Raw genomic sequence first — 22,977 nt, 5'->3', positions numbered from 1 at the left:
TGGCTTCCTTTTCCCGTGGGGTGCGGTGGGCGATGCACTCACCGTACGTCGGGCGCTAACCATTCGTAAGTACCCACCTTGAAGTAAGGTACTGGTGTCGAGGTAAGGTACTGGCATGGGAGTAAGCAAGGAACCGCAAGGCCTGCTCGCCGACGTCGACGGCGCCATGTGCCCCGCCCGCCTCGTCCTGGAACACGTCACCAGCCGCTGGGGCGTCCTCGTCCTCATCGCGCTCCGCGAGCGCTCCTACCGCTTCAGCGAGCTCCGCCGCCACGTCGGCCGCGTCAGCGAGAAGATGCTCACCCAGACCCTCCAGACCCTCGAACGCGACGGCTTCGTCCACCGCCACGCCCACCCCGTCATCCCGCCCCGCGTCGACTACTCCCTCACCCCCCTCGGCGAGGAGGCCGCCCGCCAGGTCTGGGAGCTCGCCCGCTGGACCGACCAGCGCGTCCCCGAGGTCGAGCAGGCCCGCGCCCGCTACGACGAGACACGTCGCGAGCGTGCCACGGATCCGTCCCAATGATGTTGTAACCAAGGCGAGTTGTCGGTGCCGGGCCGTACGATCTCCTCACCGTTCGTGGCGAATCCGTGAGGACCGTGGGGGAACTGTGGCGTACGCGGACCGAAGACTTCTGCACGCCTGCTGCGCCGTACTGGCAGGCGGCCTGATCGCAACCGGCTGCACCGGCGGCCCCGGCGACGGGAAGAGACCCGACGGCAAGGGGAGGACGAGCGCGAGCAGCGCACCGGGAACCGCCGAGGCGTCGACCACCGCCCCAGCGCCCACCCCGACCGCCCTCGACTTCACCCCGGACCCGAAGCGCGCCCCGAAGACCGAGGCCGAGGCCCGCCGCCTCGCCCTCGCCGTCGTCGCCGGGCCCGACGCCTGGGCCCCCGGCTACGTCAAGCGCACCCCGTACCTCAGCGACCCGGACTACTGGCCCGTCCTCGGCGCCAACTGCTCCTGGGAGAGCGGCACCCGGCCCGCCGACGTCCTCGCCAGCGTCACCGCCTACAGCGAACTCCCCGCGACCGGCGGCAAGGGCGTCCTGCGGGTCGCCTCCACCGTCACCGTGCACCGCACCGAGTCCGCCGCCGACTGGGAGATGGCCTCCACCCTCGAAGAGGCGCTGAACTGCCCCGACCAGAAGCTCCGCGACGGCGAGCGCGTCACCGGACTCATGTCGCTCGGCAACCCCTTCGGCGTCGGCGGCAACGCCACCGCCCACGACTCCATCCGCGAGGGCGGCTTCTACCTCAACGACGCCGTGAAGGGGAAGCAGCCCTACAGCTGGTACCAGTCCCGGCTCGGCCAGATCACCGTCGCCACCGTCGTCAAGGGCGCCCCCGGCTACCAGGAGTTGAGCGACGCCACCACCACCGGCACGGCCCAGGCGCAGGTCCAGGCCCTCGTCACCATGCTCCAACGCGCCGAGGATCAGCTGGAGGTCCAGTCGTGAGCACCCCCACCCCGCAGTCCGGCCCCCGGCGCCCCGAGCCCGGCGCCCTCCAGCCGCTGCTGCCCTCCGACCCGTCGGCGATCGCGGGCTACCGGCTCCTCGGCCGCCTCGGCGCCGGCGGCATGGGCGTCGTCTACCTCGGCCGCACCGCCGCCGGCGAACTCGCCGCCGTCAAGGTCACCCACGCCGACCAGGCCGACCAGCCCGACTTCCGGGCCCGCTTCCGCCGCGAGGTCGAGGCCGCCCGCCGGGTCTCCAGCCCCTGGGCCGTCCCCGTCACCGGCGCCGACCCGGACGCCCCGGAACCGTGGATGGCCACCGCCTTCGTCGCCGGTCCCTCCCTCGGCGAGGCCGTTGCCGCCCACGGCCCGCTGCCCGAGCGCAGCGTCCGCCTCCTCGGCTGGTCCGTCGCCCGCGCCCTCGCCGCCGTGCACGCCGCCGGACTCGTCCACCGGGACGTCAAGCCCGGCAACGTGCTCCTCGCCGTCGACGGACCGCGCCTCATCGACTTCGGCATCGCCCGCTCCACCGGCGAGACCGCGCTCACCGCCACCGACATGGTCGTCGGCACCCCCGGCTTCCTCGCCCCCGAACAGGCCGAGGCCCGCACCGACGCCATCGGCCCGCCCGCCGACGTCTTCGCCCTCGGCTGCCTCCTCGCGTACGCGGCGACCGGACGCCCGCCCTTCGGCACCGGCGCCGTCGACGCCCTGATGTACCGGACCGTCCACGACGAACCCGACCTCACCGGCGTACCCGAAGGCCTGCTCGACCTCGTCCGCGCCTGCCTCGCCAAGGACCCCGCCGCGCGCCCCACCGCCGCCGAGATCGGCGTCCGGCTCGTCGAGGACCGCCCCGGCGACGGCACCGAATGGCTGCCCGCCCCCGTCGTCCGGACCATCGCCGAACGCTCCGCGCGGATGCTCGCCCTCCCCGAGATCGACGTGACGGAGGCGGGCGCCACCACCGGCCAGGCCGCCCCGGAGAAGAGCCGACGCGGCTTCCTGCTGCTCGCCTCGGGCGCCGCCGTGCTGGCCGTCGGAGGCGGCGCGGCGGCCGTCTGGGCCGGGCTCGGCGACGACGACAGGACGGACGGCAAGGGCGGCGGCAAGAAGCCCGTCCCGCCCCGCACCAGCTGGACCATCGGCGTCCTCGCCGACCTGTCCGGGCCGACCGAGGAGATCGGCCGCGCCCAGGAGAACGGCGCGCGCCTGGCCGTCGAGCAGTTCAACGCCCGCAAGGACAAGCCCTTCACCCTCGCCCTCAAGGTCGTCGACGACCGGGGTGACGGGGCCCGGGCCCTGGCGGCGGCCAGAGCCCTCACCGCCAACCCCGGGGTCCTCGCCGTCCTCGGCCCCACCAGCGACGCCGTCGCCGAGGCCGCCATGCCCGCCTTCGAGGAGGCCGGGCTTCCGCTGATCACGGTCTCGGCCGGGTACAACCTGCTCACCATGCGCACGGGCACGGCGAAGAACGAGACGTTCCTGCGCGCCGTCCCGAACCACATCAGCGCGGGCACCCACCTCTCCTTCGCCGCCACCCTGCTGCCCGGGATCCGTCGCCCCGGAGTCCTGGAGGACCGGACCGAGGACCACTACAGCTGGCAGGTCACCGGCGGCGTCCGCTTCGGCTTCGGACAGGCCGGCATCGCCCCGCACTTCCGGGTCGTCCCCGCCCGCGCCGACGCCGCCGCGTACCGCCGCGTGCTCGGCGAGATGATCGACGCCGGCATGGACGCGTACGTCCACTGCGGCGTCACCGAGACCGCCGTCCACGCCGCCCGCGCCCTCAACCAACTCGGCTTCACCGGACCGAGGTTCACCGGTCAGGCCGTCTTCGGCCAGGAGTTCCTCAAGCGGGGCGGGGCCGACGCCGAGGGCTGGTTCGTCTGCGCGCCCGTCGCCGACCCCGCCACCCAGAAGACGGCCGCCGCCTTCGTCGCCGCCCACCGCAAGCGGTACGGAACGGCCCCCGCGTACTACGCGGGCGAGTCCTACGACGTCGTCACCATGACGATCAAGCAGCTCACGACCCAGGCGAAGGCGGCCGGCAAGCCCGCCCGCAAGGGCCTGTGGGCCGCGCTGCGCAAGCAGAAGTACACCGGCGCGATGGGCGGTTACCACTTCAACGAGCAGGGCGACCTGGGCATGGGCGGCACCTTCGTCTTCGCGGTGCAGAACGGCGCGTACAAGCCGATCGGCTCCGCGCCCCTGCTGCCGAACAAGCCCGAGAAGAACGACAAGAAGGCCTGACCGTGCAGCCGCTCCGCAAGGCCGACCCGTCGACCCTCGCCGGATACCGGCTCCTCGGGCGGCTCGGCGCCGGTGGCATGGGCGTGGTCTTCCTCGCCCGTTCCGCCGGCGGGACGCTCGCCGCGCTCAAGCTCATCCGCGCCGAGCACGCCGCCGACCCCGGCTTCCGAGAACGGTTTCGCCGCGAGGCCCGCGCCGCCGAGCGCATCACCGGCCGCTGGGTCGTCCGCGTCCTCGGCGCCGACCCGGAGGCCCGCGAACCCTGGCTCGCCACCGAGTACGTCCCCGGGCCCTCGCTCGCCGAGGCCGTCGCCCTGCACGGCGCCCTCCCGGAGCCGACCGTCCGGGCCCTGGGCGCCCGGCTCGCCTCGGCCCTCGTCGACATGCACGAGGCCGGGCTCGTCCACCGCGACGTCAAGCCCGGCAACGTCCTCCTCGCCCTCGACGGGCCCCGCCTCATCGACTTCGGCATCGCCCGCTCCGCCGGCGCGACCGCCCTGACCGCCACCGACGCGATGATCGGCACCCCCGGCTTCCTCGCTCCGGAACAGGCCCGCGTCACCGGCGCGGGCGAGGTCGGCCCGGCCAGCGACGTCTTCTCGCTGGGCTGTGTCCTCGCCTACGCGCTCACCGGCGAACGTCCCTTCGGCGCGGGCGCGGTCGCGGCCGTCGTCTACCGCACCGTCCACGAGGAACCCGACCTCGACGGCGTACCCGACCCCCTGCTCCCGCTGGTCGGCGCCTGCCTCGCCAAGGATCCGACGGCCCGGCCCACGGCCGCCGAGGTACGGGCGGCCCTCGGCGAGGCCGACGGCCCCGCCGGCGACTGGCTCCCACCCGGTCTGCCCGCCCTGATAGCCCAGCGCTCCACCCGCGTCCTCGACCTGCCCGTCGCCGACCCGACCTTGCTCACCCAGGAGGAGCGGCCCCCGGGGATCTCGCGCCGCCGCGTCCTCATGGCCGGCTCCGCCGCCGCCGTCGCGGGCGCCGGCGGCCTCACCGCCTGGCTGCTCACCCGCTCGCCGGGCGGCACGGGCACGGGTACGGGCGGTACCGGCGGCCCCCTCGCCTCCTACACGTTCGGCGTCGTCACCGACCTGAGCGGCCTCACCAAGTCGGACGGGCGCGGCCAGGAGCGCGGCATCCGGCTGGCCGTCGAGGAGTTCAACGCCCGCGCCGACCGGCCCTTCGACGTGCGGCTCCGGGTCGAGGACGACGGGGGGAAACCGGAGCGGGCGAAGGCCGGGGCGGCCGCGCTGCTCAAGGACCCCGCGCTGGTGGGGGTGCTGGGGCCGACGACGGTTGCGACCGCCATCGCCGTGGGGAACGAACTCGTCCGCCGCCGGACGGCATTGGCGAGTGTCATTGCCGATGTCTCGATCGACCGGATCGAGGGGCAGGACACCAGGGTGACGTACTTCCAGCCGCGCCCCCTCCACGACCTGATGACCGTGCCCTTCGGCCGCTACCTCACTGCTCAAGGAGCCGTCCGGACCGCCATCGTGGAGGACCGGGCCGCGGGCCGGTACAGCTGGTACGCCGTCAAGAGCTTGAACGAGTACCCGCCGTCGGGAGACAAGGGCGGGGTGGTGACCTCGCACCCCGTCGAGGCGGACAGCGAGGACTTCGGTCCCGCCGTACGGGCCGCCCTCGCGACCGACCCGCAGGGCGTGATCTACGCGGGGATGTCGCCGCGCCGGGCCGCCCTGTGCGCCAGGGCCTTGCGCGAGCAGGGGTACCGGGGCCCCTGCGGCACCGTCGAGTACGTGCTCGAGCCGGAGTTCCTCGCCGTCGCCGGCCCGGCCGCCGAAGGCTGGTACTTCGGCACGGGTTACGTCGACCCCGATGTGCTGCCGGAGGCACGGAAGTTCGCGGCCGCGTACCGGAAGCGCTGGGGCCTCTCCGGCACGACCCCGGTCGACCGGTTCGCGACGGAGGCGTACGACGTCACCAACTGGGCGCTCCAGGCACTGCGCACTGCGGCCGTGAACCACGCGGAGTCGGCCGCGTCGGGCGTCATCAACAGCATGCTGGCGACTCCGTACGTAGGGATCGTCAAGACGTACTTGGCCCGGACGACCAAGAACACGACCACGGCCCTCGTGGGCCTCTACCTCTGGCAGGTGAAGGGCGGAGTGCCCCGATGCCTCGGGAAGTTCGACGAGGCGGCGAAGCACGCGTGAAAGGGGCCCGGTCCGTGTTCACGGACCGGGCCCCGACGCCGTACGGACGGGTCAGCCGACGACCGTCCAGGTGTCGTTGCCGGCGAGGAGCCGGCCCAGGTCGCCCTTGCCGTGCCGTTCGACGGCGGTCTCCAGCTGTTCGGCCATCAGGGTGTCGTAGACGGGTCGTTCGACGGACCGGAAGACGCCGATGGGGGTCTGGTGGAGGGTGTCCGGGTCCGCGAGCCGCGAGAGCGCGAAGGCCGTCGTGGGGGTGGCGGCATGGGCGTCGTGGACGAGGATCCGCGACTCGATCGAAGGGGTGACGGTGACGACCTGGAGGTCGCCGGTGACCGGGTCGCGGACGACGCCCTTCGAGCCGTCGGCGCCGAAGCGGATCGGCTGCCCGTGCTCCAGCCGGATCACGGCCTCCTCGGCCTGGTCCTTGTCCTTGAGGACCTCGAAGGCGCCGTCGTTGAAGATGTTGCAGTTCTGGTAGATCTCGACGAGCGCGGTGCCGTCGTGGGCGGCGGCCTGGCGGAGGACCTCGGTGAGGTGCTTGCGGTCCGAGTCGACGGTCCGGGCGACGAACGACGCCTCGGCGCCGAGGGCCAGCGACACCGGGTTGAAGGGCGCGTCCAGGGAGCCCATCGGGGTCGACTTGGTGATCTTGCCGATCTCGGAGGTGGGGGAGTACTGGCCCTTGGTGAGGCCGTAGATCCGGTTGTTGAAGAGCAGGATCTTGAGGTTCACGTTGCGGCGCAGGGCGTGGATCAGGTGGTTGCCGCCGATGGAGAGGGCGTCGCCGTCGCCGGTGACGACCCACACCGACAGGTCCCGGCGGGAGGTCGCGAGACCGGTGGCGATGGCCGGGGCGCGGCCGTGGATGGAGTGCATCCCGTAGGTGTTCATGTAGTACGGGAAGCGGGAGGAGCAGCCGATGCCGGAGACGAAGACGATGTTCTCCTTCGCCAGGCCGAGTTCGGGCATGAAGCCCTGGACGGCGGCGAGCACGGCGTAGTCACCGCAGCCGGGGCACCAGCGGACCTCCTGGTCGGACTTGAAGTCCTTCATGGTCTGCTGCGCCTCGGCCTTGGGGACCAGGCTGAGCAGGGTCTCCGTGGGCTCAGGCATCGATGGCCTCCTTGAGGGCGGCGGCGAGCTGCTCGGCCTTGAACGGCATGCCGTTGACCTGGGTGTGGCTGCGGGCGTCGACGAGGTACTTCGCCCGGACGAGGGTGGCGAGCTGGCCGAGGTTCATCTCGGGGACGACGACCTTCTCGTACCGCTTCAGGACCTCGCCGAGGTTCTTCGGGAAGGGGTTGAGGTGGCGCAGGTGGGCCTGGGCGATGGGCTTGCCGGCGACCCGGAGGCGGCGGACGGCCGCCGTGATCGGGCCGTAGGTGGAGCCCCAGCCGAGGACCAGGGTGCTCGCGCCGTCCGGGTCGTCGACCTCGACGTCGGGGACGTCGATGCCGTCGATCTTGGCCTGGCGGGTGCGGACCATGAACTCGTGGTTGGCGGGGTCGTACGAGATGTTGCCCGTGCCGTCCTGCTTCTCGATGCCGCCGATGCGGTGTTCGAGGCCCGGGGTGCCGGGCACGGCCCACGGGCGGGCGAGGGTCTCGGGGTCGCGCTTGTACGGCCAGAAGACCTCGGTGCCGTCGTCGAGCGTGTGGTTCGGGCCGGTGGCGAACAGGGTCCGCAGGTCGGGGAGCTCCTCGACCTCCGGGATCCGCCAGGGCTCGGAGCCGTTGGCGAGGTAGCCGTCGGAGAGGAGGAAGACCGGGGTGCGGTAGGTGAGCGCGATCCGGGCGGCCTCCAGGGCCGCGTCGAAGCAGTCCGCGGGGGTCCTGGGGGCCACGACCGGGACCGGGGCCTCGCCGTTGCGGCCGTACATGGCCTGGAGGAGGTCGGCCTGCTCCGTCTTGGTCGGCAGGCCGGTGGACGGGCCGCCGCGCTGGATGTCGACGATCAGCAGCGGCAGCTCCAGGGAGACGGCCAGGCCGATGGTCTCGGACTTGAGCGCCACGCCGGGGCCGGACGTCGTCGTCACCGCGAGGGAGCCGCCGAAGGCCGCGCCGAGCGCGGCGCCGATGCCGGCGATCTCGTCCTCGGCCTGGAAGGTGCGCACGCCGAAGTTCTTGTGCTTGGACAGCTCGTGGAGGATGTCCGAGGCGGGGGTGATCGGGTACGAGCCGAGGTAGAGCGGCAGGTCCGCCTGGCGGCCCGCGGCGATCAGCCCGTAGGAGAGGGCCAGGTTCCCCGAGATGTTGCGGTACGTGCCGGTGGGGAAGGCCCGGGTCGCGGGGGCGACCTCGTAGGAGACGGCGAAGTCCTCGGTGGTCTCGCCGAAGTTCCAGCCGGCCCGGAAGGCGGCCACGTTGGCCTCGGCGATCTGCGGCTTCTTCGCGAACTTCTGGCGCAGGAAGGTCTCGGTGCCCTCGGTGGGGCGGTGGTACATCCACGAGAGCAGCCCGAGCGCGAACATGTTCTTGCTCCGCTCGGCCTCCTTCCGGGACAGGCCGAACTCCTTGAGCGCCTCGATCGTCAGCGTCGTCAGCGGCACCGGATGCACGTGGTACGCGTCCAGGGAGCCGTCTTCCAGGGGCGAGGTCGCGTAGCCGACCTTGGCCATGGCGCGCTTGGCGAACTCGTCGGTGTTGACGATGATCTCGCCGCCGCGCGGCACGTCCCCGATGTTGGCCTTCAGCGCGGCGGGGTTCATCGCGACCAGCACGTTCGGGGCGTCGCCCGGCGTCAGGATGTCGTGGTCCGCGAAGTGCAGCTGGAAGGACGAGACGCCCGGCAGGGTCCCGGCGGGTGCCCGGATCTCGGCCGGGAAGTTCGGCAGCGTGGAGAGGTCGTTCCCGAAGGACGCCGTCTCCGAGGTGAACCGGTCACCCGTGAGCTGCATGCCGTCACCGGAGTCGCCCGCGAAGCGGATGATCACCCGGTCGAGCCGGCGCACTTCCTTCTCGGTGCCGTGGTGCGACGTCGCCGGGGCGCTGCGCTGCTCCCCGAGCAGGGCCTCACCGGCCTCGCTACTGACCTGGCTGGTCACTGAACTGGACCTCCCTCGCGGCAAGGGGACTCTCCGCCGGAGGCGGGAGAAGGCTCGGGACACGGCCGGTGGATCACCGCCCGTCCCGAGGCCCACCCTACGACGGCAGGGAGGGCCCTCCCGGGACTTCTCGTATGACGGACCTCTTTTTGAGACGCCCTCTTGCCCTGAATCGTCACGTTCTGTCGCCACCCGGAGTGTTCCGGAAAGTCACCTTCCGTCTCATCCCTTGGGTCTAGGACCAGGTTATCTGACAGGGTGTCAGATGATCAGGACTTCAGATACGTCAACACCGCAAGTACCCGGCGATGATCACCGTCACTCGGGGAAAGGCCCAGCTTCAGGAAAATGTTGCTGATGTGCTTCTCCACCGCGCCGTCGCTCACCACCAGCGCCTTCGCGATCGCCGAGTTCGTCCGGCCCTCCGCCATCAGACCCAGGACCTCCCGCTCCCGCGGGGTCAGGTTCGCCAGCACGTCCTGCTGACGGCTCCGCCCCAGCAGCTGCTGCACCACCTCCGGGTCCAGGGCCGTACCGCCCCCGGCCACCCGCACCACCGCGTCCACGAACTCCCGGACCTCCGCGACCCGGTCCTTCAGCAGATACCCCACACCCCGGCTGGAACCGGCCAGCAGTTCGGTGGCGTACTGCTCCTCCACGTACTGCGACAACACGAGCACACCCAGTCCCGGGTGCTTCTTCCGCAACCGCACCGCCGCCCGCACGCCCTCGTCCGTGTGCGTCGGCGGCATCCGCACGTCCGCCACCACCACGTCCGGCAGTGCGCCCTCACCCGCGAGACCGGCCACCGTCTCCACCAGTGCCTCGCCGTCCCCCACCCCCGCGACGACCTCGTGCCCCAGATCCGTCAGCAGCCGCGTCAGTCCCTCCCGCAGCAGCACCGAATCCTCCGCGATGACCACCCGAACCCGCTCCACCACGCCCCCCACTCCCGCACCCGACTACCCCCCCAGCATGTCACCGCCCGCCCCGCCCCGCCCCGCACTCCCACCGCACCGATGCCCCCGCGCCCCGGCTACACCCCTCCACCCCACCGAGGCGTGCCCCCACCGCCCCTTGCGGGCGCGCCCCCCGCTGGGCCGCCACCCACCCCTCGGGTACGCCTGGCCCACCCGCGTTGTGGGCAATCGTCCGCCAGGGGCGGGACGGGTGGGCACAACGGACGGCGCCCCTTGCCGGGCCCAGGCTTCCGCGCCCGAACCCGCACCCGCTCAGGGCCCCTGGGTGGAGCCCGTACACAGCTCCGGGTGGAGTCGGGGCGGCCCAGGGGCGCCGCCCGCCGAGGGCTACGCGCGCCAGGGCAGCTCGGCCGTCACCGCAGTGGGCCCGCCGGGAGGCGAGGCGACGGCGAGGACGCCGTCGACGGCGCCGACGCGGGCGGAGAGCGCGGCGAGGCTGTGACCGGCGGAGACCTCGGCACCGCCGACACCGTCGTCGCGCACTTGGATCATGAGGCGGTCGCCGCTGCGCCAGACGTCGACCCAGGCGCGCCGGGCGCGGGCGTGCGAGGTGACGTTGCGGAGGAGTTCGGAGACGGTGAAGTAGGCGATGCCCTCGATGGCGGGTACGGGGCGGGCGGGGAGGTCGACGGAGACGGAGACGGGGACGGCGCAGCGGGAGGCGACGGCGGAGAGGGCGGCGTCGAGGCCGCGGTCGGTGAGGACGGCGGGGTGGATGCCGCGGGCGAGGTCGCGGAGTTCCTGGAGGGCGAGTTTGACCTCGCCGTGCGCCTCGTCGACGAGGACGGCCGCCGCCCGGGGGTCCTGGGCGAGTTTCTCCTTGGCGAGCCCCAGGTCCATGGCGAGCGCGGCGAGCCGGGCCTGGGCGCCGTCGTGGAGGTCGCGTTCGATGCGCCGCAGGTCGGCGGCGGCGGTGTCGACGACGACTCCGCGGTCGGATTCCAGTTCGGTGACGCGGGAGGCGAGCCGGGAGGGGCCGAGGAGTCCGGTGACGAGGAGCCGGTCGACGGAGACGAGTCCGCGCAGCACCCAGGGGCCGATGAGGACGAAGACGAGGCCGACGAGGCTGGTGACGGCGATCTCGAAGGGCGCGTCGAGGTAGAAGGAGTGGGTGGCGTCGCCGTACAGCTGGATGCCGTCCTGTCCCACCCAGGTGGGGAAGACCCACTGCCACAGCGGGTACGTGAAGAGGCTCCAGCCCCAGGTCCAGAGGGCCACCGTCACGGAGAACGAGAACACCGCCCACGGCATGTGCACGACCGCGTACAGCAGGTGCCGCCAGGACGCTCCGCTCTTCAGCATGGCCCCCATCCACGAGAACGCCCCGCCGGTCCGGCCGCGCACCGGCTCCGGCGCGTCCACGTCGTGCCCGAGCAGACCGCGCGCCCGGGCCCGTTCCACGGCGCCGAAGCCCCGGCTCATCGCGAGCGCCCCGGCGAGGATCGGCACCCCGAGGAACGTGATGAGCAGCCCCGCACCGGCCGACACGAACGCGACGGACAGTGAGAACCAGCAGACGCTGAGCGGCAGCCCGATCAGCACGTAGCCGACGGCGCGCCAGGTGCGGGCCTCGAACGGCGCGCGGATCGCGGCGGGAAGACGGGGGGAGGCCATCGGTCGTCCTTCTCTACTCAGGATGCTCGGACAGGTCCGGCGGTACGTCTCCCAGCCTTCCGCCCCGCCACGATCCGGACCATGAGGCGGGTGGGCCTCTACGGGCGGGGGTTTTCCCTACCCGGAGGGGCGGGGGAGCCGGTGCCGTGGGTCCACGCGTGCGCGCCCGCCCCTCACGTCCCCGGTCGCGACCGCCACGGCAGTTCCGCCGTGACCGTCGTCGGGCCGCCGTCGGGGGAGTCGAGGACGAGGAGGCCGTCGACGGCGCCGAGTCGTTCGGCGAGTCCGGCGAGGCCCGTGCCGCCGTCGAGGCGGGCGCCGCCGGCGCCGTCGTCGCGGACCTGGAGGAGGAGCCGGTCGTCGGCGCGCCGGACGTCGACGGAGGCGGAGCGGGCGCGGGCGTGCTTGGAGACGTTCTGGAGGAGTTCGGAGACGGTGAAGTAGGCGATGCCCTCGATGGCCTCGGCGGGCCGCTCCGCGAGGTCGACGCCGACCTTCACCGGCACGGTGCAGCGGGAGGCGACGGCGGAGAGGGCGGCGTCGAGGCCGCGGTCGGTGAGGACGGCGGGGTGGATGCCGCGGGCGAGGTCGCGGAGTTCCTGGAGGGCGAGTTTGACCTCGCCGTGCGCCTCGTCGACCATCGCCGCGGCCGCCTCCGGGTCGTCGAGCAGCTTCTCCTTGGCGAGGCCGAGGCCCATGGCGAGGGCGACGAGCCGGGCCTGGGCGCCGTCGTGGAGGTCGCGTTCGATGCGCCGCAGGTCGGCGGCGGCGGTGTCGACGACGACGCCGCGGTCCGACTCGAGTTCGGCGATGCGCCGCTCCAGCTCGTCGGAGGGGGAGAGCAGCCCCCGGACCATGGCGCGGTCGGCGTGGGAGAGGCCGCGGGCGAGGAACGGCAGGACGGGCCAGAGGACGAACAGCGAGACCAGGCCGACGGTGAACGTCACGATCCCCCAGGGCAGCCGGATCAGCCCGTAGAGCTGGGTCCGCCAGGCCACCGGGTCCTTCAGGGAGGTCCATAGCCAGGCGAAGAAGCCGCGGCGCCGGGGCAGCGGGGACGGCTCGGGGACGCGGACGCCGAGCAGGCCGCGGGCGCGGGCGCGTTCCGAGCGGCCGATCAGGCGCGCGCCGCCGAGCCCGAGGGCGAGCAGGGGGAGCCCGACGACGGTGACCGAGAGGCCCACGCCGAGGAGGACGCTCACGACCGCGTAGACGAATCCGGCCACCGCGGTGAAGAGGTTGGAGAGGAGGAAGGCGATCTCCTTCCAGGTCTCCTTCCCGTAGGCGAACCGGAGCGGCGGGCGAGGGGCATCGGTGGAGTCGACGGGCTCGGCGGGCTCGGCGGGCTCGGCGGGCTCGGCGGAGTCGGCGGAGTCGGTCGACTTGGCGGACTCGGCGGGATCAAGATCGGCGCTCATGGTCCCCAGCGTGCCGGTCGGGGAGGGCGCGATGCCATGGGGGAGGTGGGTGAGGGGGAGGGGGGTTATCCCCACCCGCGACTGCTTACGGTCCCTTTAGCAGGGCCTACACTCGCGTCCGTACAGAAGTGACTCATGAGACACCGAGACCGAGGGGCGGACGTGCGGGAACCGACCGTTGTCGCGGCCGACGCGGCGGACTACTTCCAGACGTACTCCGTCGTCGGCCTGCTCGCCGTCGTCGGCGTGCTCTTCGTGACCGTGGCGTTCACGGCCAACAAGCTGCTCAGGCCGGTCGTGCCGACGCCCGAGAAGCTCCTCACGTACGAGTGCGGCGTCGACCCCGTGGGGGAGGGCTGGGCGCACACCCAGGTCCGCTACTACGTGTACGCCTTCCTCTACGTCGTCTTCGCCGTCGACTCGATCTTCCTCTTCCCCTGGGCGACGGTCTTCGCCGCGCCCGGTTACGGCGCCGCGACCCTGGTCGAGATGTTCGTCTTCCTCGGCTTCCTGGCCGTGGGGCTGCTCTACGCGTACAAGAAGGGCGTCCTGGCATGGACGTAACACCGCTCCCCGTACCCGTGCCCGCTCCGAAACTGGGGCCGCTCGCCCGCCTGGCCCCCGAGCCCATGAAGGTGGTCCTGAACTGGGGCCGCCGCTACAGCCTGTGGGTCTTCAACTTCGGCCTCGCCTGCTGCGCGATCGAGTTCATCGCCGCGTCGATGGCCCGGCACGACTTCATCCGGCTCGGCGTGATCCCCTTCGCGCCCGGCCCCCGCCAGGCCGACCTGATGATCGTCTCCGGCACGGTGACGGACAAGATGGCCCCGGCCGTGAAGCGCCTCTACGAGCAGATGCCCGAGCCGAAGTACGTCATCTCCTTCGGTGCCTGCTCCAACTGCGGCGGCCCCTACTGGGACTCGTACTCCGTCACCAAGGGCGTCGACCAGATCATCCCCGTCGACGTGTACGTGCCCGGCTGCCCGCCCCGCCCCGAAGCGCTGCTCCAGGGCATCCTCAAGCTCCAGGAGAAGATCGCCCGGGAGAACCTGGCCGAGCGGTACGCCACCGCCGCCTCCGTCTCCCAGCTGACGAGCCCCCTGGTCCCGCCGCCGGGAGGCACCGCATGAGCGCGTACGACTCCCTCCCCGGCGCCGTGACGGAGGTCTTCGGCGAGGAGGCGACGGCGGAGCAGGCGTACGACCTGCTGACCGTCGACGTCCCGCCGGCGTCCTGGATCGCCGCCCTCACCACCGCCCGCGACGCGCTGGGCTGCACCTTCTTCGACTGGCTGAGCGCGGTCGACGAGCCGGGCACCGGCTTCCGCGTGTGCGCGCACGTGGTGTCCCTCGCCGGCGGCCGTCCCCGCCGCCTCCTCCTCCGTACGACGGTCCCGCACTCCGCGCCCGTCCTGCCGACGGCGATCGAGGTGTACGCGGGCGCCGGCTGGCACGAGCGCGAGACCCACGAGATGTTCGGCGTCGACTTCGCCGGCCACCCCCACCTCGTTCCCCTCCTCCTCCCCGAGAACTTCGAGGGCCACCCCCTCCGCAAGGACTTCGTCCTCGCCGCCCGCGTCGCCAAGGCCTGGCCCGGCGCCAAGGAGCCGGGCGAGTCCCACGACGGCGGCCCCAAGCGCCGCCAGATGCTGCCCCCCGGCGTCCCCGACCCCAACGAGTGGGGCCCCCTCAAGGGCCAGCTCCCCCCGGCCCCCACCCGCGCCGCCGGCGACCGCCCGGCCCGCGCCGCGGCCGGCGACCGCCCCGCCCGCCGCGCCCGCTCGGTCACGGAAGGCTCCGCCGGCCAGACCCCGGCGACCCCGACCCCCGAGGCCGGGACGCCTGCTCCCGAGGCCGGGACACCCGCCCCCGGCGGGACGTCGACCGGCGCTCCGGCTCCGGGCGCGGCCCCCGAGGCCCCGGTGGCCCGCCCGCCGCGCCGCTCGCGCTCGGTGACGGAGGGCTCCGCCAGCCAGGCGCCCGCCGCGGCCCCGGACGCCCCGGAGCCGGGCGCGGCCCCCGAGGCCCCGGTGGCCCGCCCGCCCCGGCGTTCCCGCTCCGTGTCGGAGGGCTCGGTCAGCCAGACCCCCGCACCTCCGTCCCCGGCTCCGGACGCGGCCCCCGAGACCCCGGCGGCCCGTCCGCCGCGCCGCTCCCGCTCGGCGGCCGACGGCTCGGCCAGCCAGACCCCCCGCACGGAGGGCGCCGCCCCGGCCACCCCGCGCACCCGCAGCTCGGACGCCCCGTGGCACCACGCCCGCCCGGCCTTCGACGACGAACCGGCCGCCCCGGCCGACGAGCCCGGGCCGCAGGCCGAGGCGGACGCCAAACCGTCCGACAAACCGTCCGACAAACCGTCCGACAAGCCGTCCGACAAGCCGTCCGACAAGCCGTCCGACACCCCGTCCGACGAACCGACCGCCCCGAAAGGCGGCGACGAACCCCCCGCCCCGAAGGGCGGCAACGAACCGACCGACCCCGCCGGAGGCGATCCCGCGTGAATGACGCACTCGACGTCGCCCTGCGGCTGCTGATCCTGCTCGCGGTGTTCCTGGTGCTGCCACTGGTAGTGGGGCAGACGGAGCACAAGGTCATGGCGCACATGCAGGGACGGCTGGGCCCGATGTACGCGGGCGGGTTCCACGGCTGGGCGCAGCTGGTCGCGGACGGCGTGAAGTTCGCGCAGAAGGAGGACGTGGTGCCGGCCGAGGCCGACCGCCGGGTCTTCCAGCTCGCGCCGGCCGTCGCGCTCCTGCCGTACCTGCTGGTGCTGGTCGTGATCCCGATCGGGCCCGGTGAGGGCGCCGTCGGCCAGGTGGTCGACGCGGGCATCTTCTTCGCGCTGGCCGTGATGGGCGTCGGGGTGCTCGGCAGCCTGATGGCGGGCTGGGCGTCGGCGAACAAGTTCTCGCTGCTCGGCGGTCTGCGGACGGCCGCGCAGCTCCTCGCGTACGAACTCCCCATGCTGCTGGCCGCCGCGTCCGTGGCGATGGCCGCCGGCACCGTCTCGATCCCCGGCGTCCTGGACGCCTTCGAGTGGTGGTGGGTGCCGTGGCAGATCGTCGGCGCGGTCGTGTTCTTCGTTGCGGGGCTCGCGGAGCTCCAGCGGCCGCCGTTCGACATGCCGGTCGCCGACTCGGAGATCATCTTCGGCGCGTACACGGAGTACACGGGCCTCCGCTTCGCCCTGTTCCTGCTCGCCGAGTACGCGGGCATCGTCGTGCTGTGCGGTCTCACCACCGTCCTGTTCCTCGGCGGCTGGCACGGCCCCTTCGGGGACGACGGCCTGGGCTGGGTGTGGACCCTGCTCAAGACCGCGGTCCTCGCGTTCGTCGTGATCTGGCTGCGGGTGACGTACCCGCGGCTGCGCGAGGACCAGCTCCAGAAGCTGGCCTGGACGACCCTCGTCCCGCTCGCGCTCGCACAGATCGCACTCACCGGCATCGTGAAGGTGGCGATCCAGTAACCATGCCTCCCATCCCCGGCTCCGGCCTCGCCAAGGGCCTCGCCGTCACGCTCCGCACGATGACGAGGAAGACGGTCACCGCGCAGTACCCGGAGGTGCAGCCCGAGCTGCCGCCCCGTACGCGCGGGGTCATCGGCCTGTTCGAGGAGAACTGCACGGTGTGCATGCTGTGCGCCCGTGAGTGCCCCGACTGGTGCATCTACATCGACTCCCACAAGGAGACGGTCCCGGCCGCCGCGCCCGGCGGCCGCGAGCGCAGCCGGAACGTCCTCGACCGGTTCGCCATCGACTTCTCCCTCTGCATGTACTGCGGCATCTGCATCGAGGTGTGCCCGTTCGACGCGCTGTTCTGGTCGCCGGAGTTCGAGTACGCGGAGACCGACATCCACGAGCTCACCCACGAGCGCGACAAGCTCCGCGAGTGGATGTGGACGGTGCCCGAGCCGCCCGCGCTCGACCCGCGCGCGGAGGAGCCGAAGGAGATCGCCGCCGCCCGCAAGGCCGCGGAGAAGGCCGCCGCCGCCGCGGCCGCCGCGGCCGAGGCCCAGGAGGACCAGCAGTGACCCTCGCCGCCACGGCGCAGCAGACGCAGGGCTTCCTCTCGCCCTCCGGCGTCGAGATCGCCTTCGTCCTCGTCGGCCTCGTGACCCTCGGCGCGGCCCTCGTCACGGTCACCACCCGGCAGCTCGTGCACGCCGCGCTGTGGCTGGTCGTGGCGCTCGGCGGGCTCGCCGTCGAGTACCTGCTGCTGACCGCGGAGTTCATCGCCTGGGTGCAGGTGCTGATCTACGTCGGTTCCGTCGTCGTCCTCCTCCTGTTCGGCCTGATGCTCACCAAGGCGCCCATCGGCCGCTCCCCGGACGCCGACTCCGGCAACCGGCCGGTGGCCCTCGCGGTCGCGCTGACCGCCGCCGTCGCCCTGGTCTGGGTCGTCGTCGACGCCTTCCGCACGACGTGGATCGACCTCGACGGCGCCGTCCAGGGCTCGACCGAGGTCACCGGCGCCGTCCTCTTCCGGCACTGGGTGCTGCCCTTCGAGGCGCTCTCGGTGCTCCTCCTCGCGGCGCTGGTCGGCGCGATCGTCCTCTCCCGCAAGAAGGAGCAGGAGCGCTGATGCACCTCGCCTACCCCGCCGTCCTCGCCGCGCTGCTCTTCTGCGTCGGCCTGTACGGCGTCCTCGCCCGCCGCAACGCGATCCTGGTCCTGATGTCCGTCGAGCTGATGCTCAACGCCGTCAACCTCAACCTGGTCGCCTTCGACGTCTGGCTCCGCGACACCCTGCACGCGGGCCAGGCCCTCACCCTCTTCACCATCGCCGTCGCCGCCGCGGAGATCGGCATCGGTCTGGCGATCGTCCTGATGGTCCACCGCAACAAGGGGACCTCGGACATCGACCGCCTCCGCGACACGGCCGAGGAGTCGGACGTCCCCGACGACCGGAGGGAACCCACCGACGAGAAGGCCGAGGCCGCCGCGTGACCACGACCACCCTCGCCGTCCTCGTCCCCCTGCTGCCCTTCCTCGGCTCCGTCGCCGGACTCCTCCTCGGCCGCACCGCGCCCGGTTTCGTGCGCCCGCTGGCCGTGCTCCCGACGCTCGCCGCGGCCGTCCTGGCCGTCCTCGTCGCCGTCCGGCAGGGCGGCGGGAAGACCATCGAGGCCTCCACCCAGCTGACGCCGACCGGCTCCGTCCCCATCGACCTGAGCCTGTACATCGACGGCTTCGCCGCCCTCGTCGCCGTGCTCGTCGGCGTGATCGCGACCTGTGTGCAGGTCTACTCGACCGGCTATCTCCGCGAGGACCCGCGCTACCCCTCGTACGCCGCGCTCGTCTCCCTCTTCACCTCCGCGATGCTGCTCGTCGTCTACTCCGGCGACCTGATGGTGCTCCTGGTCGGCTGGGAGATCATGGGCATCTGCTCGTACTTCCTCGTCGGCCACTACTGGGAGACCCCCGAGGCGCGGGCCGCGTCCCTGAAGGCCTTCCTCGTCACCAAGCTCGGCGACGTCCCCTTCCTCATCGGCCTCTTCGCGCTCGCCACCGACGCCGGCACCTTCCGGATCACCGGCGTCCTCGGCACCGTCGCGAGCGGCGGCCTCGACCACCCCACGCTGGTCGCGCTGCTGCTGCTCGCGGGCGTGGCGGGCAAGTCCGCGCAGTTCCCGCTGCACACCTGGCTCCCGGACGCGATGGCCGGCCCGACCCCCGTCTCCGCGCTCATCCACGCGGCGACGATGGTCGCCGCCGGCATCTACTTCACGGCCCGGCTGCTGCCCGTGTTCGCCGCCTCGGCCGCCGCGATGACCGTGCTCGCGGTGATGGCCGCGGTGACGATGGTCGGCTCGGCGCTCGCCGCGCTCGCGCAGGACGACATCAAGCGGGTCCTCGCCTACTCGACGATCGGCCAGCTCGGCTACATGGCCGGCGCCCTCGCCGTCGGCGACCGCGGGGCCGCCGTCTTCCACCTCCTCTCGCACGCCGCGTTCAAGGCGCTGCTGTTCCTCGCCGCCGGCACCGTCATCCACGCCGCCGGCACGAACTCGCTCACCGCCATGTCCCGGATGAGCGGCCTCGCGAAGCGCGTCCCGGACGCGTACTGGACGATGACCGTCGCCCTCCTCGCGCTCGCCGCGATCCCGCCCTTCGCCGGCTTCTTCTCGAAGGAGGCCGTCCTGGTGGCCGCCGAGCACACCGCGCTCGGCGACCGGGACGTCGCCCCCGCCGGGGCCGGCTGGACCGTCCTCGTCGCGGGCCTGCTGACCGCCCTGCTGACCGCCGCCTACGCGCTCCGCCTGTGGCTGCGGACCTTCCGCGGCCGGGGTGCCGAGGCGCCGGACCACGGCTCCCAGCCGATCGCCATGACGGCCGTCCTGTGGGTCCTCGCGATCCCCTCGATGGGCTTCGGCCTGACCGTCACGTACCTCGACGACTGGTTCGACGGGCACGCCCTCACCCCGACGGTGACCACGGCCGTCCTGGGCACGGGCCTGGCCGCGGCCGGAGCGGCGGTCACCTACGCGGTCTGGCGCACCCTCGCCGCCAGGACCCCCGCGGCGGTGCCCGTCCCGCACGTCGCCCACCCGGACGCCGAGGCGGGCCAGGTCGAGGCCGAGGCGCTGCGCCTGCCGCACCCCGCCGAGGACCCGGCCGACCCCGGCCGCGTCCTCCTGGGGCCGCTGCACGGCTCCGCGGCCGACGGCTTCCATCTGGACGCCGTCTACCGGACCGCCTTCGTCCGCCCCGTCGTCGCCGCCGCCTCCCTGGTCCGCTTTCTGGACCGCGAGGTCGTCGACACCTACGTCCGCGCCGCGGGCGACTCCGCCAAGGGGCTCGGCTGGCTCGTCCGCCGCGCCCAGACCGGCAACCTCCAGACCTATCTGAGCGCCCTGCTCGCCGGCTCCGTCGTCCTGGCGATCGCCGCCGTCGCCCTCGCCAACGCCGTCGCCGGAGCGTGAGCCGTGATCGATATCAGCGAATCCGTGATGCAGTTCCTCCTGGCGTTGATCGTCGCCGGCCCGCTCGTCGGCGCCGCCGCCGCTCTCCTGCCCGCCCCGCCCGGGCTGAAGGGGAAGTCCCCCGACCAGGCCGTGCTCCGCCACGGCGTCACCGTCACCGGCGTGATCCTGCTGGCCGCGATCGTCCTCGCGCTCGGCTTCGACCACGACCACCCGTCGACGATGCAGGCCACGACGGACATCAGCTGGATCAGGGCACTCGACGTGCGCATCCACCTCGGTGTCGACGGCATCTCCCTCCCCCTCCTGGTCCTGACCGCGCTGCTGACCTTCCTCTGCGCGCTCCACAGCTACTTCAAGATGCCGACGGGCCCGTCGGCGAAGGGCTTCGTCGCGCTCCTGCTCGTCCTGGAGTCCGGCACCCTCGCCACCTTCGCCGTCCTCGACCTCGTCCTGTTCTTCCTGGCCTTCGAGACGGTCCTCGTCCCGATGTACTTCCTCATCGCCCGCTGGGGCGGCGAGGGCAGGCAGGCCGCCGCCTGGAAGTTCATCCTCTACACGCTGCTCGGCTCCGTCGTCATGCTGCTCGGCCTGCTCCTCATCGGGGTGAAGGCCGGCACCTTCGACATGCTGGCACTCGCCACTGACAACGGCCGCGGCCTGACCACGTCCGTGCAGGTCACCGCCGTTCTCGCGATCGGTCTCGGGCTCGCGGTGAAGACCCCGATGTGGCCGCTGCACAGCTGGCTCCCGGACGCCCACACCGCCGCCCCGACGGTGGGCTCGGTCCTCCTCGCCGGCGTGCTCCTGAAGATGGGCACGTACGGCTTCGTCCGGATCGTGCTGCCGATCGCACCGGACGGGATGCGGACCTTCGCGCCGTACCTCGCGGCGTTCGCCGTCGCCGGGATCGTCTACGGCTCGCTCGCCTGCCTCGCGCTCGCCCGCCCCGGGGCCAAGGGCGACCTGAAGCGCCTCATCGCGTACTCCTCCGTCGGCCACATGGGCTTCGTGCTGCTCGGCATCGCGACCATGACCCCCACCGGGGTCAACGGCGCGCTGTTCGCGAACGTCGCCCACGGCCTCGTCACCGGCCTGCTGTTCTTCCTGGTCGGCGCGGTCAAGGACCGGTACGGCACCGCCGACCTCGACACCCTCGCCGGCGCCACCGGAGCGGCCCTGTACGGCCGCGCCCCGCGCCTCGGCGCGCTCCTCGCGTTCGCCGCCGTCGCCTCCCTCGGCCTGCCCGGCCTGGCCGGCTTCTGGGGCGAGATGCTGGCCCTGTTCGGAGCCTTCGAACCCGCCGCGGGCCTCAGCCGCCCGGCCTTCCTCACCTTCATGGCGATCGGCGCGTTCGGCACCCTGCTCACCGCCGCCTACCTCCTGATCGTCGTGCGCCGCGTCTGCATGGGCGGCGCGCGGCCCGCCGGGGAGGCGGCGATCGCCGACGTCCAGGGGTACGAGTTCGCCGCCTGGACCCCGCTCGTCGCCCTCACCGTCCTCGCCGGGCTCTGGCCCGCCGTCCTCCTCGGCCTCACCGACCCGGCCGTCCAGAAGCTCCTCGCCGGAGGCACCCAGTGACGTCGTTCGCCAGCGGGTCGCTCGTCCAGTCCGTCGACTGGCTCACGATCGCGCCCCCGACCCTCACGGCCGTGGTGGCGCTCGTCGTCCTCGTCGCCGACCTCTTCGTGCCGCCGGAGCGCAAGCAGCTCCTCGGCTGGACCGCGATCGGCGGCCTCACCGCCGCGCTCGCGCTGCTCGTCCCGCTGCGGGCCGGCGACCGCGAGACCTTCTGCCTGACCGCCGACACGCAGCTGACGGCGTGCAGCTACACCGCCGACCGCTTCACCGTGGTCATCCAGCTGCTCGTCCTCGGCGGCGCGCTCCTGACGGCCCTGCTGTCGCTGTCGGAGACCCGGGAGAAGCTCCCGGCGGGCGAGTACTGGTTCCTGCTGCTGTCCTCGGCCGCCGGCGCCGCGCTGCTGCCCGCCTCGCGCGACCTGGCGACCCTCGTCGTCGCCCTGGAGGTGGCCTCGCTGCCGGCCTTCGCGCTCGTCGGCCTGAAGCGCGGCGACCGCATGTCCGGGGAGGCCGCGCTCAAGTTCTTCCTCTCGTCCGTCACCGCGACCGCCGTGACCCTGCTCGGCGCGAGCTTCGTGTACGCGGCGACCGGCACCCTGCACCTCACGGAGCTGGCCCAGCGCCTCGACGACGTCCCCGGGCAGCTCCAGACGCTCGCCGAGGCCGGCGTCGCCCTCACCCTGGTCGGCTTCGCCTTCAAGACGGCCGCCGTGCCCTTCCACTTCTGGGTGCCCGACACCTACGTGGGCGCCCCGCTGCCCGTCGCCGCCTATCTCTCCGTGGTCGGCAAGGCCGTCGGCTTCACCGGGCTGATCCTTGTCACGGTCGTCGCCTTCCCGTCGTACGCGGACGTGTGGGGCCCTGCGCTCGCCGTCCTCGCCGCGCTCACCATGACCGCGGGCAACGTCGCCGCCCTCCGCCAGGTCTCCACGCGCGCGTGGAGCGCGGTGCGCCTGCTCGCCTGGTCCTCCGTCGCCCAGGCCGGCTACCTCCTGGTGCCGATCGCCGCGGCCGCGTACTCCAGCGACGACCAGATCGGCGCCACCGTCGCGTACGCCCTGATGTACGCCGTCGTGAACCTCGGCGCCTTCGCGGTCGTCGCGCTCGTCGCCCGTACGCACCCCGGCAACCGCATCGAGGACTACCGGGGCCTGTACGCGGCCAGCCCCGCCGCGGCCCTCGCGCTCGGGTTCTTCCTCCTGAATCTGGCCGGTTTGCCCCCGGGTATCATCGGCCTCTTCGCCAAGGTGACCGTCTTCTCGGCGGCCGTCGACGCGGGCCTGGGCTGGCTGGCCGTGGTCATGGGCCTCAACGTCGTGATCGCGCTGTACTACTACCTGCGCTGGACGGCGCTCCTCTTCCGCACGCCGGAGGGGGCGCCCGCCGCGCACGGGGCCCCCGCGCCGGTCACCCTGGCGATCGCGCTGACCGCCGCCGCCGGAGTCGTCCTGTCGGGCTACCCGCAGTTCGCCCTCCGCTTCGCGGCGACGGCCCTGTTCTGATCCCCCCGCAGAGAACCGAGG

General features: G+C 73.0%; 19 protein-coding genes. 14 read left to right on the top strand and 5 right to left on the bottom strand.

What is annotated here, in order from left to right; all coding sequences use genetic code 11:
* The first annotated feature begins 115 nt into the window (after positions 1–115).
* The 4 genes from ACIQFX_RS06135 (at position 116) to ACIQFX_RS06120 (ending at position 5,898) form a co-directional block, all read left to right on the top strand.
* A complete protein-coding gene (locus ACIQFX_RS06135) occupies positions 116–526 on the top strand; it encodes a winged helix-turn-helix transcriptional regulator (RefSeq protein ID WP_402459293.1) in 411 nt (136 codons plus the stop codon).
* 85 nt (positions 527–611) lie between these two features.
* Positions 612–1,463 (top strand): hypothetical protein, encoded by an 852-nt coding sequence (locus tag ACIQFX_RS06130; RefSeq protein WP_402459291.1) that lies wholly within the window; start codon positions 612–614, stop codon positions 1,461–1,463.
* Positions 1,460–3,715 (top strand): bifunctional serine/threonine-protein kinase/ABC transporter substrate-binding protein, encoded by a 2,256-nt coding sequence (locus ACIQFX_RS06125; RefSeq protein ID WP_402459289.1) that lies wholly within the window; start codon positions 1,460–1,462, stop codon positions 3,713–3,715. Before ACIQFX_RS06130 ends, ACIQFX_RS06125 begins: the two co-directional genes overlap by 4 nt.
* 2 nt (positions 3,716–3,717) lie before the next feature.
* Positions 3,718–5,898: a bifunctional serine/threonine-protein kinase/ABC transporter substrate-binding protein gene (locus ACIQFX_RS06120; RefSeq protein ID WP_402459288.1), complete on the top strand. Its 2,181-nt coding sequence runs from the start codon at positions 3,718–3,720 to the stop codon at positions 5,896–5,898.
* Between the two features lie 51 nt (positions 5,899–5,949).
* Here the strand turns inward: ACIQFX_RS06120 and ACIQFX_RS06115 are convergent, their stop codons facing one another.
* The 5 genes from ACIQFX_RS06115 to ACIQFX_RS06095 form a co-directional block, all read right to left on the bottom strand.
* On the bottom strand, positions 5,950–7,011 hold the full coding sequence (locus ACIQFX_RS06115; RefSeq protein WP_402459286.1) for a 2-oxoacid:ferredoxin oxidoreductase subunit beta: 1,062 nt from the start codon (positions 7,009–7,011) through the stop codon (positions 5,950–5,952).
* A complete protein-coding gene (locus ACIQFX_RS06110; protein ID WP_376487035.1) occupies positions 7,004–8,941 on the bottom strand; it encodes a 2-oxoacid:acceptor oxidoreductase subunit alpha in 1,938 nt (645 codons plus the stop codon). Before ACIQFX_RS06110 ends, ACIQFX_RS06115 begins: the two co-directional genes overlap by 8 nt.
* 269 nt (positions 8,942–9,210) lie before the next feature.
* On the bottom strand, positions 9,211–9,882 hold the full coding sequence (locus ACIQFX_RS06105) for a LuxR C-terminal-related transcriptional regulator (RefSeq protein ID WP_402459284.1): 672 nt from the start codon (positions 9,880–9,882) through the stop codon (positions 9,211–9,213).
* 366 nt (positions 9,883–10,248) lie between these two features.
* Positions 10,249–11,535, bottom strand: coding sequence for a sensor histidine kinase (locus tag ACIQFX_RS06100; protein WP_402459282.1), 1,287 nt, complete (start codon positions 11,533–11,535; stop codon positions 10,249–10,251).
* Between the two features lie 173 nt (positions 11,536–11,708).
* Positions 11,709–12,953 carry a sensor histidine kinase gene (locus ACIQFX_RS06095; RefSeq protein ID WP_402459280.1) on the bottom strand — a complete coding sequence of 415 codons (1,245 nt, stop codon included), beginning with the start codon at positions 12,951–12,953 and terminating at the stop codon, positions 11,709–11,711.
* A gap of 135 nt (positions 12,954–13,088) precedes the next feature.
* Here ACIQFX_RS06095 and ACIQFX_RS06090 point away from each other — a divergent pair, with 135 nt between their 5' ends.
* The 10 genes from ACIQFX_RS06090 to ACIQFX_RS06045 are packed head-to-tail and all read left to right on the top strand — an operon-like array spanning position 13,089 to position 22,956.
* Positions 13,089–13,517 carry an NADH-quinone oxidoreductase subunit A gene (locus tag ACIQFX_RS06090; protein ID WP_402459278.1) on the top strand — a complete coding sequence of 143 codons (429 nt, stop codon included), beginning with the start codon at positions 13,089–13,091 and terminating at the stop codon, positions 13,515–13,517.
* Positions 13,508–14,083, top strand: coding sequence for an NADH-quinone oxidoreductase subunit B (locus ACIQFX_RS06085; RefSeq protein ID WP_402459277.1), 576 nt, complete (start codon positions 13,508–13,510; stop codon positions 14,081–14,083). The genes ACIQFX_RS06090 and ACIQFX_RS06085 overlap by 10 nt, the downstream gene beginning before the upstream one ends.
* Positions 14,080–15,453, top strand: coding sequence for an NADH-quinone oxidoreductase subunit C (locus tag ACIQFX_RS06080; protein WP_402459275.1), 1,374 nt, complete (start codon positions 14,080–14,082; stop codon positions 15,451–15,453). The genes ACIQFX_RS06085 and ACIQFX_RS06080 overlap by 4 nt, the downstream gene beginning before the upstream one ends.
* On the top strand, positions 15,450–16,418 hold the full coding sequence (locus ACIQFX_RS06075; protein ID WP_402459274.1) for an NADH-quinone oxidoreductase subunit H: 969 nt from the start codon (positions 15,450–15,452) through the stop codon (positions 16,416–16,418). Before ACIQFX_RS06080 ends, ACIQFX_RS06075 begins: the two co-directional genes overlap by 4 nt.
* A gap of 2 nt (positions 16,419–16,420) precedes the next feature.
* Complete coding sequence (locus ACIQFX_RS06070) at positions 16,421–16,981, top strand: NuoI/complex I 23 kDa subunit family protein (RefSeq protein WP_402459272.1); 561 nt, start codon at positions 16,421–16,423, stop codon at positions 16,979–16,981.
* A complete protein-coding gene (locus ACIQFX_RS06065) occupies positions 16,978–17,532 on the top strand; it encodes an NADH-quinone oxidoreductase subunit J (RefSeq protein ID WP_376487054.1) in 555 nt (184 codons plus the stop codon). The genes ACIQFX_RS06070 and ACIQFX_RS06065 overlap by 4 nt, the downstream gene beginning before the upstream one ends.
* On the top strand, positions 17,532–17,897 hold the full coding sequence (gene nuoK / locus ACIQFX_RS06060; RefSeq protein ID WP_402459270.1) for an NADH-quinone oxidoreductase subunit NuoK: 366 nt from the start codon (positions 17,532–17,534) through the stop codon (positions 17,895–17,897). The genes ACIQFX_RS06065 and nuoK overlap by 1 nt, the downstream gene beginning before the upstream one ends.
* Complete coding sequence (locus tag ACIQFX_RS06055) at positions 17,894–19,873, top strand: NADH-quinone oxidoreductase subunit L (protein WP_402459268.1); 1,980 nt, start codon at positions 17,894–17,896, stop codon at positions 19,871–19,873. Before nuoK ends, ACIQFX_RS06055 begins: the two co-directional genes overlap by 4 nt.
* Before the next feature lie 27 nt (positions 19,874–19,900).
* On the top strand, positions 19,901–21,454 hold the full coding sequence (locus tag ACIQFX_RS06050; protein ID WP_402459590.1) for a NuoM family protein: 1,554 nt from the start codon (positions 19,901–19,903) through the stop codon (positions 21,452–21,454).
* On the top strand, positions 21,451–22,956 hold the full coding sequence (locus ACIQFX_RS06045) for an NADH-quinone oxidoreductase subunit N (RefSeq protein WP_402459267.1): 1,506 nt from the start codon (positions 21,451–21,453) through the stop codon (positions 22,954–22,956). The genes ACIQFX_RS06050 and ACIQFX_RS06045 overlap by 4 nt, the downstream gene beginning before the upstream one ends.
* Positions 22,957–22,977 lie beyond the last annotated feature (21 nt).

Origin of the sequence: Streptomyces sp. NPDC093089, assembly GCF_044754405.1 — a bacterium.
Lineage (GTDB): Bacteria > Actinomycetota > Actinomycetes > Streptomycetales > Streptomycetaceae > Streptomyces.
Note: the sequence above shows the minus strand (reverse complement) of the source record. Positions and strands in the feature narration are given on the sequence as shown.

Excerpts from the sequence above, each read along its gene's own strand:
- ACIQFX_RS06135 (WP_402459293.1), top strand. The coding sequence starts at position 116 with ATGGGAGTAAGCAAGGAACCGCAAGGCCTGCTCGCCGACGTCGACGGC.
- ACIQFX_RS06115 (WP_402459286.1), bottom strand. The coding sequence starts at position 7,011 with ATGCCTGAGCCCACGGAGACCCTGCTCAGCCTGGTCCCCAAGGCCGAG.
- ACIQFX_RS06100 (WP_402459282.1), bottom strand. The coding sequence starts at position 11,535 with ATGGCCTCCCCCCGTCTTCCCGCCGCGATCCGCGCGCCGTTCGAGGCC.
- ACIQFX_RS06095 (WP_402459280.1), bottom strand. The coding sequence starts at position 12,953 with ATGAGCGCCGATCTTGATCCCGCCGAGTCCGCCAAGTCGACCGACTCC.
- ACIQFX_RS06090 (WP_402459278.1), top strand. The coding sequence starts at position 13,089 with ATGAGACACCGAGACCGAGGGGCGGACGTGCGGGAACCGACCGTTGTC.
- ACIQFX_RS06085 (WP_402459277.1), top strand. The coding sequence starts at position 13,508 with ATGGACGTAACACCGCTCCCCGTACCCGTGCCCGCTCCGAAACTGGGG.
- ACIQFX_RS06080 (WP_402459275.1), top strand. The coding sequence starts at position 14,080 with ATGAGCGCGTACGACTCCCTCCCCGGCGCCGTGACGGAGGTCTTCGGC.
- ACIQFX_RS06070 (WP_402459272.1), top strand. The coding sequence starts at position 16,421 with ATGCCTCCCATCCCCGGCTCCGGCCTCGCCAAGGGCCTCGCCGTCACG.
- nuoK (WP_402459270.1), top strand. The coding sequence starts at position 17,532 with ATGCACCTCGCCTACCCCGCCGTCCTCGCCGCGCTGCTCTTCTGCGTC.
- ACIQFX_RS06050 (WP_402459590.1), top strand. The coding sequence starts at position 19,901 with ATGCAGTTCCTCCTGGCGTTGATCGTCGCCGGCCCGCTCGTCGGCGCC.